Source organism: Lysobacter sp. A286 (assembly GCF_054052105.1).
In genome coordinates, this window is the sequence record NZ_JBSVRJ010000003.1 from 68,664 (window position 1) to 85,443 (window position 16,780).

Here is a 16,780-nt window from a genome sequence, read left to right on the forward strand (position 1 = left end):
TCCGCAGCCTCTGGCAGCGGTCGCTGCCAAGGTGATCGAATGAACGGTTCCATGTCCTCCAAGCGGCTGCTCGCCGTTGCCATCGGCGCGATGTTCGCTGCGGCAGGTGGGGTCGCAGCTGCCCAGACGCAGCAGGCGCCCGATGCCGGTGCGACAGCGGCGGTCGCTGAGGCGCAAGCCGGCTCTTCGTCGTCCGCGCAGCAATCGACCCAGCGTCGCCGCGGCGGTGCCAGGCAAGCACGCACGGATCGGAACACTCGCGGGAGCCAGGAAGCGCGGGCTGAGGTCGAGCAGAGCTACCCGGAGGCAACCCGGCAGAATCCCGAGGTCAATGCGAGCGCGAGCGCGTCACGCAAGATGAGCAAGATGATGGATCTGTATGAGGCGGACGAGGGTGCCCAAGCGAGCGCGATCGCCGATGAAATCCTCTCCGACCCCGGAACCAACCCTTACGAGAAGTCCTATTCGGCCCAACTCGCGGGACAGATCGCCTACGACGCGGATGACCTGGTTGGCGCCGTCGGCTACTACAAGCAGGTGATCAAGTTGGACGGGCTGGATAACAACGCCCACTACAACGTGATGTTGAACCTCGCCCAGTTGCAACAGCAGCAAGACCAGTATCCGGAGTCGCAGGCGACGTTCGAGCGCTTCTTCAAGGAGACCGGAAGCCAGGATCCGACCGCACTGATGATGCAGGGTCAGGGCCTCTATCTGATGGAGCGCTACGAGGAAGCCGCTGCGATCATGGAACGAGCGATCGCAGCAAGCGCCGATCCCAGCCCGCAATGGCAGGCGCTGCTCATGCAGGTCTATGCAGAAGGTGGCAACAGCGCCGAGGCGGTCGGCATGGCCGAGAAAGTGGCCGCCGCCAAACCAGACGACAAACGAGCGCAGATGAACCTGGCGGCAACCTACCAAAACGCCGGCATGCCCGACAAGGCAATCGCCATCCTGGAGCAACTGCGTGCCAGCGGTCAGCTCAGCACGGGCAACGAATACCAGGTGTTGTACGCGACTTATGCCAATATTGACGGTCGCGAGAAGGACGTGATAGCCGTGATCAACGAGGGCATGCAAAAGGGCGCGCTGGAACCCGATCACCAAGCCTATGTCGCGCTGGCCCAGGCCTATTACTTCTCTGACCAGCCCGACCTTGCGATCGACGCATATAACAAGGCCGCCCCGTTGGACAGCGACGGAAGCACGTATCTGAACCTTGCGAAGGTCCTGCATCAGGAAAGCCGCATTGCCGAGGCGAAGGATGCCGCCAGGAAAGCACTGGAAAAAGGCGTCGAGAAGAAGGAAGACGCCAACCGGATCATTGCGCTGCCAGGAAGCTAACCGCATCACGAAAACGTGCATTGCCACTTGGAAGCAGTGGTTGAGTTTGGTATATCCTAGGAGGTTCCCGCCGCCCAAAAGCAGCGGAAACCATTTGACGGCCCGAGGCGTAACGTACGCTCCCGGCACCCCCACCCGAGCTGATGGCGCATGACGCAAGACTTGGAAATCCCAATCAAGAAACGAGACGACCACGAAGGGTTGAACTGGGCGCGTATCGCCGGTATCACCATCGCGATTGCCGTGCACGCCGCAGCGCTGCTGCTGATGCTGGCGCCGATGGCCGCCCCGCCGACGGACACGGCCGAGGAGGAGGTGACGATGGTGAACATCATCAAACCGCCGCCGCCGCCGCCACCGCCGCCGCCGCCGCCGCCGGAACAGCCCAAGCCGATTACTCCGCCCAAGGAGTTGTCGCCGCCGAAGCAGACGCCGTTGCCGCCGCCACCGGAACAACCGCCCATCATCGTCGATGACCCGAGTCCGATGGATGTCCCGGCGCCGCCCCCGGCACCGCCAGCACCGCCGGCGCCACAAGACACGCTGGGCTCGGTCAACCCGTCGTCCAGGGCCATGAACCCGCCGAAGTATCCGCCGTCTGCGGTCCGAAGCGGAATCGAAGGCACCGTGATATTGGTCATCAGCATCGATGCCCAGGGCAACGTGCTGGACATCGAAGTAGAGAAGTCCAGTCGCAACCGCGACCTTGACCGCGCAGCAATAGAGGCGGCCAGAAAGTGGCGGTTTGCTCCGGAGATCAGTAACGGGGTTCCGGTCGCCAGCCGGGTTCGCGTCCCAGTGGACTTCACCCTTGATTGACCTGGCAGCAAGTGATTTCGCAACAACTGTCCAGATGACATCCTGTGCAGGCAACACCGATTCCCAGAACCACCCATTGCAGTACTTTGACTTTGCAGTCCCCTTCTTCCACGACATCCAAAGGTAAGCGTCATGCTTCAGGAAACCACCACCGCTGCCGCTGCTGGAGGCAACAACGCCGACGCGTTCCAGCAGATGAGCTTCTCCCACATGGTGCAGAACTTCGATCTGGTAGCCTGGATCGTATTCCTCACCCTCACGCTGTTTTCGGTGCTGTCGATCTACTGGATCGTCGTGAACCTGATCAAGGGTGCGCGGCTGCGCTCCAAGGCCGATCGGGTCATTGAGACGTTCTGGGAAACCAGCAACGCGCAGGATGCAATCCGTTACATGGAAGAACAGGGCAGCTCGGAGCCGTTCTCCAAGATCGCCCTCGATGCGGCCCAGGCTGCGGCTCACCATCAGCGCAACGAAGGCTCTCGCCTGGTCGAATCGCTGAATCGCTCCGAGTTCGTCGACCGCGCCTTGCGCCAGTCGGTGACCCGTGAGTCGATGAGGCTTGAAAATGGACTTACCGTACTCGCGACCGTCGGTGCGACCTCGCCGTTCGTCGGTCTGCTGGGTACCGTTTGGGGCATCTACCACGCCCTTATCCGTATCGGCCAGAGCGGCAACGCGTCGATCGATGCGGTGGCCGGCCCGGTGGGTGAGGCGCTGATCATGACCGCGTTCGGTCTGTTCGTCGCGATCCCGGCGGTGGTGGCATTCAACTTCTTCACCCGCGTCAATCAGGTGACGAACAGCCGCTTCGATACCTTCGCCCACGACTTGCACGACTTCTTCGCCACCGGTTCGCGGGTGGGTGAGTTGCCGTCCCAGCGCTGATAGACCAGCGTTCCCAGGCATGAAGTTGGAGTCCGGATATGTCCTTCAGTTCAAATAGCGGCGGCCCGATGGCCGAGATCAACGTGACGCCGTTGGTGGACGTGATGTTGGTGCTGCTGATCATCTTCATGATCACCGCACCGCTCATGGCGCACAAAGTCCAGGTCAAGCTGCCTGAAGTGGTGATCGACGATACGAAGAAGGAGGCGCCGGAGGTGCAGCCGATCACGATCGCGATCGAGGCCGACGGCTCGGTGTTCTGGAATGACGAGCCGGTCACGCCATCGTTGATGGAGAGTCGTCTGTCGGTCGAAGCCCAGAAGACACCACAGCCTCAGATCAACGTGCGCGGCGACAAGACCACCAAATACAGCATCATCAAGGACGTGGTGAACGTTGCGCAGTCGCAAGGCATGCGCAAGGTGGGCTTCATCGCTGTCAGGGATCGCACCCAATAAACCCGGAGAACACGAAATGTCCATGAGTTCCAGCTCCGGCGGCGCGATGGTCGATATCAACGTCACCCCGCTGGTTGACGTTCTATTGGTGCTGCTGATCATCTTCATGGTGACTGCGCCAATTGCCACGTACCCGATCGAAGTCAACCTGCCACAACGCTCGAACCAGCCACCGCCGTTGTCCGAACCACCGCCGCCGATCCGCGTGCGGATCGAGGCGTCCGGCCAGGTGTTCTGGAACAACTCGCCGTACCCGTTGAGCGTGATCGCGAACATGATGAAAACGGAAGTCGCGCGCGATCCGACCAACCAGCCGCAGCTGGAGATCGACACCAACGACGATGCCGACTACGGCACGTTGGCCCAGGTGCTCTCCCTGGCCAGGAATGCGGACATGAAGAAAATCGGTTTCGTCGAGAAATAATCGTCAAGCGCTACCGTGGATTTGGAAACGCCACCTTCGGGTGGCGTTTTTTTGACCAAATCGATCAGCCTTGATCGCCGTCCTGCAGGATCGACAAGTAGCCGCGTACCGTCGCCGCCAGTCCGGCATATAGCGCTTCGGCAATCAGGGCGTGCCCGATCGATACCTCCAACAAACCCGGCACCGCGCGCACGAACGCCTGAAGGTTGTCCTGGCTCAGGTCATGGCCGGCGTTGACTCCCAGCCCGACCGCCTGCGCCCGGGCGGCAATGGCGTGGAATCGGGCCAGCATCGCTCCGCTGCTGCCAGTCGCTGCGGATTCGGCATACGGGCCGGTATACAGCTCGACCCGGTCGGCGCCTGTCTGTGCGGCCAGCTCGATGTTCGCGGCGCGCTCCGGGTCCCACGCATCGGCAAACAGGCTGACCCGGCAGCCCGACCCGTGCAGTTGATCCACCAGCGGGCGCAAGCGCTCCGCGTCACGTCGGAAATCGAAGCCGTGGTCCGAGGTCAGTTGACCATCCCCGTCGGGTACCAGCGTCGCCTGGGTGGGTCGCACCCGTTCACACAGGACCAGGAACCCGGGGTAACCGGGGCGGGCGGGGGCGAAAGGATTGCCCTCCAGGTTTAGTTCCACACCGCGTGAGGCGGTCAATTCTGCCAGCGCAAGCACATCATCGGCGCGGATATGGCGTGCATCCGGACGCGGGTGCACGGTGATGCCATGGGCTCCGGCATCCAGGCAGGCACGCGCGGCATCCACCACGTCAGGCTGGTTGCCACCGCGCGAGTTGCGCAACACCGCGATTTTGTTGACGTTGACACTGAGGAAAGTCATCGCCGAAGCATAACGCGGCGGGCGGCGCGCACGCAGCCTACAGCAGCGGCGATACCAGCCGTGCCAGCGCCTCCGGTAGCCGGTTACGCCACAACGGTCGTTCCCGGTCATCCCGCACCCGCAACGAGTTTCCGCACTCGTGCTCGACCAGCTGCGCCAGCTGCTGCGCCAACGGCCGGTTGCGAAACAACACCGAGACTTCGAAGTTGAGGCGAAAGCTGCGGTGGTCGAAGTTTGCACTGCCGACGATGACAAGATCCTCGTCGCACACCAAGGCCTTGCTGTGCAGCAGGCGCGGACCGTACTCGTAGATTTGTACCCCAGCGGCCAACAGGTCGTCGAAGTACGAGCGTGCCGCGTGGGTAACCAGCCAGCTGTCACTCATCTTGGGCAGCACCAGCCGAACGTCCAGCCCGCCCAGTGCAGCGGAAGTCAGCGCCATCATCGCCGCTTCACCGGGCACGAAATAGGGCGTCATCAGCCAGACGCGGGTGGTGGCGGAATGGATGGCGGCCACGTGCAGCCGGTGGATCGCCTCCCAGGAGGAATCCGGGCCAGATACCAGGGTTTGTGCGGATATCCCGCCCCGCTGCGGCGGCGGGTGATCCAGCGTCAACGGGGCGGCGCCGGTGGCGTAGGCCCAGTCCTCGACAAACACCAGCTGAAGGGAACGCACGACGTTGCCCTCCAGGCGCACGTGCAGATCGCGGTAGGCATTGGGGTGGAGCTGTTCGTCCTGCTCGTCGGTGATATTGATGCCGCCAGTAAAGGCGGTGCGACCATCGATGATCACGATCTTGCGATGGGTCCGCAGGTTCAGCCAGGGGCGCTTCCAGAACCAGCGCAAGCGCATCGGATGAAACCAGCAAAACTCGCCGCCGGCGTCCAGCAAGGGCTTCAGGAATCTGCGCGAGACGCGACCGGACCCGACCGCATCCAGCAGCAGGCGCACCTTGACCCCGGCCCGTGCCCGCTCGATCAGCGCGTCACGCAACGCTTTCCCGGTGCGGTCGGGCAGGTAGACGTAGTACTCCAGATGGACGTGCTCGCGCGCCTGGGCGATGGCGGCGAGCAGTTGCGAATAGGTCTGTGCGCCATCGATCAGCAACTCGGCGCTGGTGGCGGTGGTGGGTGGTATGCCGGTCGTTGACTGGGCCAGCCGGGCCAGCTCGATCGCATCGGGATCCAGGGATTGGCCGGGCGGTGGCGGTGGCAGCGCGGCATGCGCACGAACCCGGCGCAGCCGATGCCGCTGGATCTTCTGCGGCCCGAAGAAGTAGTAGATCAGGAAACCGAGGTAGGGCAGGGCAGCCAGGCTGATCAACCAGCTGAGGGTTGCCGCCGGCCCGCGCTTTTGCAACACGATCCACAGTCCCAGCCACACCACATAACTGGCCCAACCCACCGCCAGCCACAGTTTCAGGTGCTCAATGGTCAGCAGTTCGCGCCACAGGCCGGTCAAGACGTCGATCATGGCGCGCCCCCCAGGTTCGCGCGGGCTAGCGCCATCAGAAGAACCCTGGCAGCAGCGGCCCGTCCAGCCACAGCCAACGGGTCATCCACGCACACACGAATGCAATCACAACTGTCAGTGGTACCCCCACCCGCAGGAAGTCGCCGAACCGGTATTGGCCTGGTCCGAGGATCAGCAAGTTGCCGTGGTGGCCGATCGGTGTGAGGAAGGCAACCACCGCCCCCAACGCGGTGCAGACCACGAACGGAGTGGGGTCCATGCCCAGCGACTGGGCAAGCTCGACGGCAATGGGACCCAGCAGCACCGTGGTCGCGGAGTCGGAAAGGATCTGGGTCAATAAGCCGGCCATCGAAAACAGCACCAGCAAGATCGCCAACACTGGCCAGCCGGCCACCACGTGACGCAATCCGGAGGCCAGTAGTTGCGCGGTGCCTGTCTGCTCCATGGCGATGCCCAACGGGATCACGCCGGCAATCATCACGAACACCCGCACATCGATTTCCCGGTAGGCCTGGCCGATCTCCACGCAACGGGTCGCAACGATTGCCACGGCACCCAGCAGGAACGCCAACGGCACCGGAAGCCACTCGGTCACTGCGGCAAGGATGGTCAACCCGAGGATCACCAGCGCCAGTGGCGCGCGTACCCGTCGCTTGGCCTCCCCTGCGAAAGGCACCAGCATCAGGAACCCATGGTGGGTGGCCAGTTCGGCAAAGCGGGACGGTCGGCCCCACAACACCAGCAAGTCACCTTCGCGCAGCCGCGCGTCCGCCAGCCGCGGCGCGACGTGGCCTTCTCGCCGCCACAGGCCGACGATGACCGCGCGAAACTGACGCGAGAAGTCCAGCTCGCGGATGCTGCGACCAATGAATTCCGAACCCGGTGCGACCACCGCCTGCACCAACTGGGCCTTGCCTTCGTCTTCACCGGTGGCCCGGGCACCGAAGCGCGAAATGGCGTGCAGGTCGATGCCGGTATCGTCGTGCAGCGAGGCCAGCGCATCCGCCGACGCCTCCACCAGCAGCACGTCGCCGCTGATCAGTGGACTGGAATCGCCCAGGTCGCGGCGCAACTTGTCGTCACGCATCCAGCCAATCATGCGGAACTTGTCGCCCAGCGCTTTCTGCAGCTCGGCCAATGGTCGGGTGCTCCAGCGCGAGCCTTCCACGATCAGCAGCTCGGTGCGATAGCGATCCAGCCGCAGGTAGCCCTCATCGCCCAGCTCCGCGCCGCGCTTGGGCAGGATCCAGCGCGTGAGCAGCATGTAGACCATTCCGATCAATACCAGCGCGATGCCGATCGGGGTGATCGAGAAAATCCCCAGGCCTTCCGCACCGGTACGTTCCAGCAGGTTGTCGGCGAGCAGGAACGCCGGTGCGCTGACCAGGGTCAGGCAGGTGCCCAGCGAAGCGGCCAGCGACATCGGCATCAGCAATCGGGATGGGGCCAGCCCCTTGTCCTTGGCCAGCCGGCTCAGGATCGGCAGCATCATCGCGGTCACCATCACGTGGTGGGTGAACGATGCCATCAACGCCACTGCCGGCATCGTCACCGCGATCGATCGCGCTTCGCTCTTGCCAGAGGCGCGGCCGATCCATTGGCCGATGTGCTCGGTGATACCGGTGGCTGCCAGCCCGCCGGAGATGATGAAAACCGCTGCGACGATGATGGCCGGCTCACTGGCGAAGCCGGACAACGCCTGCTTCTCATCCAGGATGCCGGTGACCACCAGCGCCAGCAGGATCAGCATGGCGGCCACGTCGACGCGCACCCGTTCGCTGATGAACAGGTACAGGCCGCCAGCCAGGATCAGCAGGAATGTCAGTTGTTGCAGGGTTATCGGAAGCCAGTCCATGGGACCCATTGTGCGGTACAACACCGAAGCTTCGCACGGTGGGCGCTTCCGTGATCGGCCACCAAATCATCACAGGTCATCCCATTACAATGAGTCTGCCGCAATCACGTACTGCAGATGAACCAGCCCAGGCCCCCACAACTTGGCGATGATTGCTTCCGACTCGCGATGGGGGCTTGCGTCATCGGCATGGGCATCACCGACCTGGAAGGCATCTGGCGCGAGGTCAATCCGGCAATCGAACGGATGTCTGGTCAGGAGGCGACCGCCTTGATCGGACGTTCGGCATTCGACTGTCTTCCTCCGGACGACGTGCCGTCGGCACGCGAGCAACTGGCGGGCCTGGTTGCTGGCCAGATCGCGACCATCGACGAGCGAAAACGCTACCTCCGCAGCGACGGTGAGTCGGCCTGGATGCACGCCAATGTATCGATGCTGCGAGACCCCGGCGGTGCGCCGCAATACCTGTTGATGCAATGGCGCGATGTCTCCGCCGAACACGACGCGCAGATCGCCAACCGCCAGCTGCAGCTGTTCGTTGACGCGGCCACGCACGACCTGCGTGCGCCGTTGCGGTCGATCGAAAGCTTCGCCTCACTGCTGGCCCATCGTGCTGGCGACGCGCTGGATCCGACCAGTCAGGAGCACCTGACACGCATCCAGGATGCCGCCAAGCGCATGAGCAGTCTGCTGGCGGCGCTGAGCGACCTGTCGGGTGCGACCCGCGCCAACCTCAAGTACGGCCCGGTGGACATCAGCCTGCTCGCCGACTGGGTGGCGGCGGAACTGCAGGATGCCGATCCGGAGCGGAAAGCCGAGATCATGGTGCAGCCGGGGTTGATGGCGCACGGCGATGAGCATCTGCTCAAGTTGCTGCTGGTCCAGCTGTTGCACAACGCGTGGAAGTTCTCCCGTGACCAGCCCGCGGTGTGGATCGAAGTAACCGGCCGGGTCCAGGGGGAAACCCTGGAGCTGCACGTACGCGACCACGGCGGCGGTTTTGATGAGCATTACGCCCATAAGTTGTTCGAACCTTTCCAACGCCTGCATGGCCCCGATGACGGCGGGGGACATGGGTTGGGACTGGCCATTGCCCACCGCGTCGTCGATCGCCATGGCGGACGCATCCAGGCGCAGTCCGAGCCGGGCGCCGGCGCCACCTTTCATCTGGAATTGCCCGCCGCGCGGGCCCGGGAACGCAATGCAGACACATAAGGTCATCCTGCTGGTCGAAGACAACCCCGACGATGTCGAGCTGACCCGGCTTGCCTTCGACGAGGCCAAGATCGCCAATCGCCTGGTCGTGGTCGGCGACGGTGCAGAGGCGCTGGATTACCTGTTCGCGCGCGGTGCCCACGGTGATCGCGATCCGGCCGACCTGCCCTCGATCGTCCTGCTCGACCTGAACTTGCCCAAGGTCGATGGCCGCGAGGTGTTACAGGCGGTGCGCGCCAACGAGGCGACCCGCAGCCTGCCCGTGGTGGTGCTGACCACCAGCACCGAACCGTTTGACGTGGAGGCCAGCTACGCCTTGGGCGTCAACAGTTACATCCAGAAGCCGGTCGACTTCGAGCAGTTCGTCTGGGCGGTCAAACAGGTGGGTTTGTACTGGTTGGTATTGAACCACCCGCGCACGCCGTAACTGCACGAAGCCGCCAGCCGCCAGCGCATCATCCCTGCGCATAGAGCGTTTGCGCCCGCTGGAACAGTATCCAGCTGGTGGCAATGACCTTGTCACCGCCGACCGGCCGGTTGCCGCGGTGGGTATGGGTGAACGCCGCCGGCGCGATCAACAACGAGCCGGTCCGGGGTGCCACCTTGCGCCGCTGGTACAGGAACTCGGTCTCGCCTTGCTCGAACCCATCGTTCAGGTACACCGTCCACAGCAGGTGCCGGTGCAGGGTTTCCGCGTGCTGGTCGCGGGGATAAAGCTCGCAATGCCAATAGGGATAACCGCCGCGGTCGCCGCGGTAGCGCTGCAGGTTGATCGCCCCCGGTCGCAGGACGGTTTGCACCACCGGCGCAAGGGTCGCGTCGTCCATCGCCCGCAGGCGCTCGGGGGTTAGCCGATGATGCCGGCCTTCGGCGTCCGGAACCTCCAGCATCAACGGCGCGATCAACGCATGCGGATACCGGCGCAGGTAAGCCAGCAGGCCCCCGAAGACCGCACTGTTGAGCGCAGCCTCCACATCGCGCCACGGCTCGCGCCCGGTGATGGTCAGGTCCAGGCTGTCCTTCAGGTCGGGTTGCACGCCGCCACCGACCTGGCCCGGCGTGGTGTCGTTGCTGAGCTCGAAGCGCGCCACCACATCGGCGCACCAGTCGCGTTCGAGCGCATCGTGATGGGTCTCGATGAAGTCATCGACGTGGCCGCTACCCGGGTCGGTGCGGGGCTCGGTGGGGGAGGCGGTCGCGTCAGGCATGGTGCTCCACGGAGCGATGGCAACAGCGTCCATCCTCGCACTTGGCCGGCGGATATCGAAGCCGGGCGTACGAACCGTACGCCGGCGTTGTAACCCCGCGGCCGTGATGTGTATCACCGGCGTTACACCCTTGAAAGCCAGTCACCGCAGGGCGATGAACCAGATCGGGTCGGCCTGGCCTGACTTGATTGTGAGCTGGGTGTAACAACCGGTGATCGCAAACCACAAGAATATCTTATTAACTCATTGTAAATAATGGGTTTTTCCGCTTTGGCATGGTGTCTGCGTGGAGGCTTAGACACCTACCGCGGGGAAATGTCATGCAAGGCGCTCGTCTCAAGCTCAGTCATTTTCTGTCGCCGCTGTTCATGGGCGTGTTGCTGGCACCGGCGACGGCATTCGCGGCGGATGCCCACCAGGGCGTCAATGCAGAGCCGGGTGAGATCGTGCTGCTGCGGGATGTCTCCGCCCGTCATGCCTACCGGTCACCGCCACCGGGCATGGCGCTGATCGTGGACCCGTCCCCGAAAAGCGAAATCAGCATGATGCTGGGCACCGGCGAGTTGACGGACGCGGAATACGCGTCCATGGGCGCCGGTGCCGTGAGCCCGCGGCCGATTACCACCGTGGAGCAGATGACCACCCGCGCCATCGGCGGCTCGCTGGCGGGAGTGACGTCCAACAACGGCATGCTTTCGGGCAGCGGAATCACCCAGACAATGGGTGTATCGATGGGCGCGGTGGGCAATGTGACCCGCGGTATTGGCGACCAGGTGCGCGGCGCCCTCTCGCAGTTCCCGTTGGTATCGCCGCCTGCCAATGCACCGCCGGGAGGGTGAGGATGGACATTCGTTCACTCACTCCGTTGACGACCGTGCTCTGCGCCGCGGTATTGGCCGTGGCCGTCGCGCCCGCCAACGCACAATCGGCCGATGACTACGCCGGCATGCTCGATTACTTGGCCAACAGCCGGATCGATGGTCAAGCGTTCGACGCTGCCAATGGCGCCATCGCTGTCAACCTGGCGGCGGGTGATTTCAACCAGCAAGCCAACCTGCGCAGCTTCTCCAGCGGTGAGCGCGCCGATAGCCAGGTCGTGGCCGTCCAGAAACAAACCGACAACCAGTACGACATGCCCGTGCATGCCGCGGCCAGCATTGGCGGCGGAGCGTTCCATCGGGCGAGCGGACTGGTGTCGATCAACCAGGCCAGCGGCAGTGGCAACGCGGAACTGAACGTTGTTACCGCCGCGCTGGCCAACCAGGGCATACGCGAGACGACCGACGGCGGCTTGTCATCGGTCGTCTTGGCGACAGCGGGGGGGCAGCCGCTTCCGGATTCGAACGTGGCCAGGACCGGCACGCGCAGCGTTGCGGTGGAATCCACCGCGCTGCAGGGATTCGAAGGCGTCCTGCAACTCAACCAGATCGCGGGATCCGGCAACAGCATCAGCAACCAGTTTGGTCTGTCGGTGCATGGAGGCCCGTGAGCGACGTGTTTTTCAAGCAGTACCACGAGAGAGAGAGGAGTTACACCATGATCAGCGTAAGGAAAACCGCCATCGCCATGGCTGTCGCCGCACTGGTGACCAGCCCGCTGGCCTTCGCCCAAAGCGTCGACGACCCCAACATCAGCGCCGACATTCTGCATAACCACGTCGTCGTTGAAGACTGGGACATCACCGTAGACGACACCCGCAACACCACCGTCAACAACGACACCACCAACAGCACCACCGACAACACCAACGTCAACAATTACACCACCAACACGCAAACTGATGCGTACTCCAGCGATGTGTCCATCGACGACGATCGCAACTACAGCACGTCGATCAGCAACGACACGAGCAACTCGGTAAGCGATTCGTACTCCAGTGACGTGTCCATCGACGACGATCGCAACTACAGCACGTCGGTTAGCAACGACACGAGCAATTCGGTGAGCGACTCGTACTCAAGCGACTACTCCAGCGACGTGTCCATCGACGAGGACCGCAACTACAGCTGGAACAGCGATGTGACGGAAAACATCGAGCGCAACGAAGTCGTCAACTCCGATATCCGCAAGGAAGGAAACGAGCATCAGGTCGCGGTATCGCTGAAGAAGGACCTGTCGCTGAGCTCCGATATCGCCATCACCGGCGCCCCCACCGTCTCGGGCGACATCGTCATTGATTCGGCCGCCATCGCAGTCGTCGACAACCGTCAGTCCTCCAGTGACAACGAGGGCTTCAACGACATGCTGGAAAACGACGCGTCAATCGCCGATGACGTCGGCTCGGAAGCGTCCGGCAACCTGGCGTTCAACGTCGCCGCCGGTGACAACAACGTGCAGGACAACGCCGCCGCACTGTCGGCTGCCGATGCCAGCTTTGCGTTCGGCATGGCCGACGCCGAGGTGTTCGTCAACCAGGCCGGTAGTGGCAACCTCACCACCAACGTGGGCGTGACCAATGACGCCAGCCTGGGTGGCAACGCGTTCAATGCCGCTTCCGGCAACATCGGGGTCAACATCACCTCGGGCAACAACAACCAGCAGAAGAACGCGCTGGCAGCCTCGGTCGCGACCAGCGCCTATGCGCAATCGAGCGTCAGCTCCAACCAGAACAGCTCGGGCAACCTGACCGACAACGTCGGCCACTACGAGCGTCGTAGCGAGACCGTCGATATCGCCATCACCGGCTTTGTCGATGGCTTCACCGTCGCCGAAGGCTCGGGCAGCTATGAAGGCAGTGCCTCAGGCGAGTACGCCGGTACCGGCAACGCGTACCAGGCGAACAACTTCTATCCGGACGACTGGGATGAGGGTCCACATCCGGGCGGGGCCGATTCGGGCCATACCGACTTTGACGGAGAGGCACTGGGTGCGGTCAACAACCCGTATCGCGACGCGGACGATGCCGGCACGGAAATCGGCGGGTTTGCGTTCGATACCGATGAAGCCGGCACGTACGAAGGCAGCGAGTCCGGGGAGCTGGGCTATACCGAAGTTGGCGTAGCGATCCTCGACGCGACGTTGAGTGGCACAGTCACCAACTTCTATGACATCGCGGTCAACGCCACCAACACGGCCGGCTTGTCGGGCAGCGCGTTCAGTGCCGCCTCGGGCAACATCGGCGTCAACGTGTCGGCCGGCACCGGCAACATGCAGGCCAACAGCCTGGCCATGGCAGTGGCCCAGCCGTCCACCGGCGGTGGCGGCGAAATCCCTCCTGCTGAGTAACAAGGTCCATCACGGAGCGTAAAACCCCGGCCACTCCCTGATGGCCGGGGGTTCCCCGGAAGCCCCGCTCCACTTCCCCCGGGAGTGGGGCTTTCTCTTTCCAATGGATGAACCATGTACCGAGGACTATTGATCACCGCCCTGCTGCCATGCCTGTGCATGGGAGTGGCGGCACCGGCCCAGGCCAGCGAGATCGCCTTCAGCGGCGTGCTGCCCAACGGTGCGGTGTACACCGGCAACGTGGAGAGCATGCGCGAGGGCCGGTTCCGCAACGTGGTCCGGCAACAGACCGACTACAGCTGTGGCGCCTCCGCGCTGGCGACCATCCTGCGCTACGCCTACAACCTGGATGCGGACGAGAAAACCGTGATCCAGGGAATGCTGGGGGTATCGGACGCGGAGTTGGTGGCCCAACGCGGGTTCTCGCTGCTGGACATCAAGCACTATGTCGAGTCGCTGGGCATGCGCGGTCGCGGCTACCGGGTCACCGAGGCGCGGTTGCGCACGTTGCGGGTCCCCGGACTGGTGTTGATGGATGTGCGCGGGTTCCGCCATTTCGTGGTGCTCAAGCAGGTGGTCGATGGCTATGCGGAGATTGCCGACCCGATCCTCGGCAACCGAAGTGTCCCGATCGAGGAATTCCTCGAGTCGTGGCCCTCACGAGCGGTATTCGTCGTTATAGGCAGTGACTTCAATCGAAACACCGTGTTGCTGGATCCGGTCAGCCGGCCCAGCGCACGCGCATTGCTTGCCCGGCAAGCGCCAGTCACCGATGCGGAGTTGCTGGATTTTGGTTTCACCCATGCGGATCTATTCTGAAGGAGCGCAATCATGCGCATTCGCCCTATTCATCTCTTGGTCGCCGCCTTTCTGGCCTGCCTGCCGGCGGTCCCGGCCATCGCGGCGCAGGACGCCGAGCAGGCAACCCCTGGGCAGGCCGCTGCGGCTGGACTGACAGCCATCCCCGATCCCGAACTGGCCCTCATGCGCGGTCGCTATACCGTTGGCGACAACGCAGTGGCGTGGTTTGGGGTGTCGATGATCTCCACCTGGCAGACCGCGTCCGGTCAGACCCTGCAAAGTACGTTGGCGTTGGGTATGGACTTCAGTCAGTCACAAACTCCGACGATCTCTTTCACCCCGACGGTCAGCATCACCGCGGCGGATGCCTTGATGCCAGAGACCAGTGGCGTGGTGCGTAGCGTTGATGCCTCCGGCCTTGCCAACGTGTCGGGCATGACCCAAAGCGTGCAGGTTGCAGGTGATGGCAACCGCGCCAACAACATCACCCAGCTGAATGTCCGTGACGGGTCCGCACCGGCGGGCGCGACGACCGGCATGGGTGCCAATGCGGCCCAGAGCCAGGGCAACGCGTTGGCGAGCGCCAGCTTCCAGGACAACTCGGCCAGCGTGCTGCTGGCCATCGACGGCCAGGGCGCGGTGCGGCAGTGGATAGGCAATGGCGGTCTCGGCCAGTCCATCCAGTTGACTGCGGACAACCAGCAGGTCAGCAACCAGTTGCAGATCGACCTGGTACGGCAGTCGCTCGCCGCCAACGTGCAGCTTTCACAGAACGTGGCCCAGGCGATCAACCTGGCCCGCGGCATCCCTGGCGGTTACTAGGCGTAGGCGGAGCCGATTCATGAGCAAGGATGGCAGCTTGGACACCCACGGAACCTGGTCGATGAAGATGCTTGCCGCCGCCATGGCTGGCGCTTTGATGTCGGCTGCGTCGGGCCTGGCGCTTGCCCAGCAGGCCCAAACCGCGCCGGATGCGGATGACGCGCCAGGTGTTGCCACAGACGTCACTGCCGCTGATCAGGCCGATGTCCAGGCGTTGCTGGCCGAGTTGGAGTTGCTCAAAAACAGCTACGCGCAGGAAGTTCGTCGCCTGCGCGAGTTGGACATGCAGGTCCAGGCCCTGCAAGCGCGCGTGCAGGGCAAGACCATGCCCGCGCAGACTCCCGCGCCAGCCCAGGCTGCTGCAATGCCGGCGCAGGCACCCGCGCCGCCGGCGGAAGGCTACGCCAGTACGGCGGCCGAGGCCAAGCAGGCACAACAGGCTCCGACCCGCAGCGTGCAGGACGTAAAGCAACAACAAGCGGCGTTGTTCAACCGCAGGTTGACGCTGGAGAACAGCGTTTCCTACAACCGCTACGACCGCAAGCAACTGACCCTCACCGGCTTTCTCGCGCTGGACGCGATCTTCCTGGGCAATATCGCGATCGAGAATGTCGAGTCCGACACGCTGACCCACAATTTCGCCGCCCGGTATGGCGTCAGCCCACGCGTGACCCTCAATCTGGACGTGCCCTATATTGCCCGCAAGACGGTGTACCAGAAGGGCGGTGCAGGTGGGTCGGCAGCGGCGATTGCGCAAGAAGACACCACCGGTCACGGCCTCGGCGACATCACCGTCAGCGGCAACTACCGCGTGCATCCGGAGAGCACGAGTTGGCCGGAAACCATCCTCACTCTTGGCGTTACCGCCCCCACCGGACGCGAGCCGTACGGGATCTCCTGGAACGTGCTGGAGCGCGATGACGACGGCTTCATCCGGTTCGCAGTGCCGGAAGACGAGCCCACCGGAAACGGCGTGTGGCAAGCCAATATCGGCATGTCGATGGTCAAGACCGCCGACCCGGCCATCCTGTTCGCGAACTTCGGCTATATCCACTCGTTCAAAAACAGTTTCGACGACCTGGACAACAATCCTGACACCGTCAACCCCGGTGACGTGCAGCTTGGCCGCAGCTTCTACTTTGGCGCCGGCGTTGCGTTCGCCTTCAACGAGCGCACCAGCCTGAGCATCTCGGTGAGCGACAAGCTCAGCGCACGTGCACGCACCCGTTATGACGGTCAGGACTGGCTGAAGATCATCGGCAGCGATGCCAATGCGGCGATGTTCAATCTGGGCGTGACCTACGCGTTGAGCGAGCACACCACCCTAGTCAGCCAGCTTGGTATTGGCTTGACCCCGGACGCGCCGGACTTCAGCCTGTCATTCAAGGTTCCGTACATGCTGTAACCGGTGC

General features: G+C 63.4%; 17 protein-coding genes. 13 read left to right on the plus strand and 4 right to left on the minus strand.

Features of this window, described 5'->3' with window-relative positions; translation table 11 throughout:
- The first annotated feature begins 51 nt into the window (after positions 1-51).
- The 5 genes from ACW7G0_RS11965 to ACW7G0_RS11985 all read left to right on the plus strand — a co-directional run bounded on the left by ACW7G0_RS11965 (position 52) and on the right by ACW7G0_RS11985 (position 3,930).
- Positions 52-1,344, plus strand: a complete 1,293-nt coding sequence (locus ACW7G0_RS11965) for a tetratricopeptide repeat protein (protein ID WP_456989864.1) — start codon at positions 52-54, stop codon at positions 1,342-1,344.
- Positions 1,345-1,494: 150 nt separating this feature from the next.
- Positions 1,495-2,163: an energy transducer TonB gene (locus tag ACW7G0_RS11970; RefSeq protein WP_456989866.1), complete on the plus strand. Its 669-nt coding sequence runs from the start codon at positions 1,495-1,497 to the stop codon at positions 2,161-2,163.
- A gap of 132 nt (positions 2,164-2,295) precedes the next feature.
- On the plus strand, positions 2,296-3,048 hold the full coding sequence (locus tag ACW7G0_RS11975) for a MotA/TolQ/ExbB proton channel family protein (RefSeq protein WP_456989868.1): 753 nt from the start codon (positions 2,296-2,298) through the stop codon (positions 3,046-3,048).
- Between the two features lie 38 nt (positions 3,049-3,086).
- Complete coding sequence (locus ACW7G0_RS11980) at positions 3,087-3,506, plus strand: ExbD/TolR family protein (protein ID WP_456989870.1); 420 nt, start codon at positions 3,087-3,089, stop codon at positions 3,504-3,506.
- A gap of 22 nt (positions 3,507-3,528) precedes the next feature.
- A complete protein-coding gene (locus tag ACW7G0_RS11985; RefSeq protein WP_456989872.1) occupies positions 3,529-3,930 on the plus strand; it encodes an ExbD/TolR family protein in 402 nt (133 codons plus the stop codon).
- Positions 3,931-3,994: 64 nt separating this feature from the next.
- On the opposite strand, the gene ACW7G0_RS11990 is transcribed toward ACW7G0_RS11985, so the two are convergent.
- Genes ACW7G0_RS11990 through ACW7G0_RS12000 form a run of 3 tightly spaced genes read right to left on the minus strand, consistent with a single transcriptional unit; the run spans position 3,995 to position 8,097 of the window.
- Positions 3,995-4,768, minus strand: a complete 774-nt coding sequence (locus ACW7G0_RS11990) for a pyridoxine 5'-phosphate synthase (protein WP_456989874.1) — start codon at positions 4,766-4,768, stop codon at positions 3,995-3,997.
- A 37-nt stretch (positions 4,769-4,805) separates the two neighbouring features.
- The gene (gene cls, locus ACW7G0_RS11995) at positions 4,806-6,242 is read right to left on the minus strand and encodes a cardiolipin synthase (RefSeq protein ID WP_456989876.1); all 1,437 of its coding nucleotides are present in this window, start codon (positions 6,240-6,242) and stop codon (positions 4,806-4,808) included.
- A 34-nt stretch (positions 6,243-6,276) separates the two neighbouring features.
- On the minus strand, positions 6,277-8,097 hold the full coding sequence (locus ACW7G0_RS12000; RefSeq protein ID WP_456989878.1) for an SLC13 family permease: 1,821 nt from the start codon (positions 8,095-8,097) through the stop codon (positions 6,277-6,279).
- A 168-nt stretch (positions 8,098-8,265) separates the two neighbouring features.
- Here ACW7G0_RS12000 and ACW7G0_RS12005 point away from each other — a divergent pair, with 168 nt between their 5' ends.
- Positions 8,266-9,312, plus strand: a complete 1,047-nt coding sequence (locus tag ACW7G0_RS12005; protein WP_456989880.1) for a PAS domain-containing sensor histidine kinase — start codon at positions 8,266-8,268, stop codon at positions 9,310-9,312.
- Positions 9,299-9,739, plus strand: a complete 441-nt coding sequence (locus ACW7G0_RS12010) for a response regulator (RefSeq protein ID WP_456977891.1) — start codon at positions 9,299-9,301, stop codon at positions 9,737-9,739. Before ACW7G0_RS12005 ends, ACW7G0_RS12010 begins: the two co-directional genes overlap by 14 nt.
- A gap of 28 nt (positions 9,740-9,767) precedes the next feature.
- Here the strand turns inward: ACW7G0_RS12010 and ACW7G0_RS12015 are convergent, their stop codons facing one another.
- Positions 9,768-10,520 (minus strand): 2OG-Fe(II) oxygenase, encoded by a 753-nt coding sequence (locus tag ACW7G0_RS12015; RefSeq protein WP_456989882.1) that lies wholly within the window; start codon positions 10,518-10,520, stop codon positions 9,768-9,770.
- Between the two features lie 320 nt (positions 10,521-10,840).
- On the opposite strand from ACW7G0_RS12015, the gene ACW7G0_RS12020 reads away from it, so the two are divergent.
- The 6 genes from ACW7G0_RS12020 (at position 10,841) to ACW7G0_RS12045 (ending at position 16,773) form a co-directional block, all read left to right on the plus strand.
- Complete coding sequence (locus tag ACW7G0_RS12020) at positions 10,841-11,359, plus strand: hypothetical protein (RefSeq protein WP_456989884.1); 519 nt, start codon at positions 10,841-10,843, stop codon at positions 11,357-11,359.
- 2 nt (positions 11,360-11,361) lie between these two features.
- Complete coding sequence (locus ACW7G0_RS12025) at positions 11,362-12,009, plus strand: hypothetical protein (protein ID WP_456989886.1); 648 nt, start codon at positions 11,362-11,364, stop codon at positions 12,007-12,009.
- Positions 12,006-13,745 carry an adhesin gene (locus ACW7G0_RS12030; protein WP_456989887.1) on the plus strand — a complete coding sequence of 580 codons (1,740 nt, stop codon included), beginning with the start codon at positions 12,006-12,008 and terminating at the stop codon, positions 13,743-13,745. The genes ACW7G0_RS12025 and ACW7G0_RS12030 overlap by 4 nt, the downstream gene beginning before the upstream one ends.
- 114 nt (positions 13,746-13,859) lie before the next feature.
- Positions 13,860-14,564 carry a C39 family peptidase gene (locus tag ACW7G0_RS12035; protein WP_456989889.1) on the plus strand — a complete coding sequence of 235 codons (705 nt, stop codon included), beginning with the start codon at positions 13,860-13,862 and terminating at the stop codon, positions 14,562-14,564.
- 12 nt (positions 14,565-14,576) lie between these two features.
- Entirely contained in the window at positions 14,577-15,368 is a 792-nt protein-coding gene (locus ACW7G0_RS12040; RefSeq protein ID WP_456989891.1) for a hypothetical protein, read from the plus strand.
- A gap of 97 nt (positions 15,369-15,465) precedes the next feature.
- Entirely contained in the window at positions 15,466-16,773 is a 1,308-nt protein-coding gene (locus tag ACW7G0_RS12045) for a transporter (protein ID WP_456990175.1), read from the plus strand.
- The last annotated feature ends 7 nt before the right edge of the window (positions 16,774-16,780 follow it).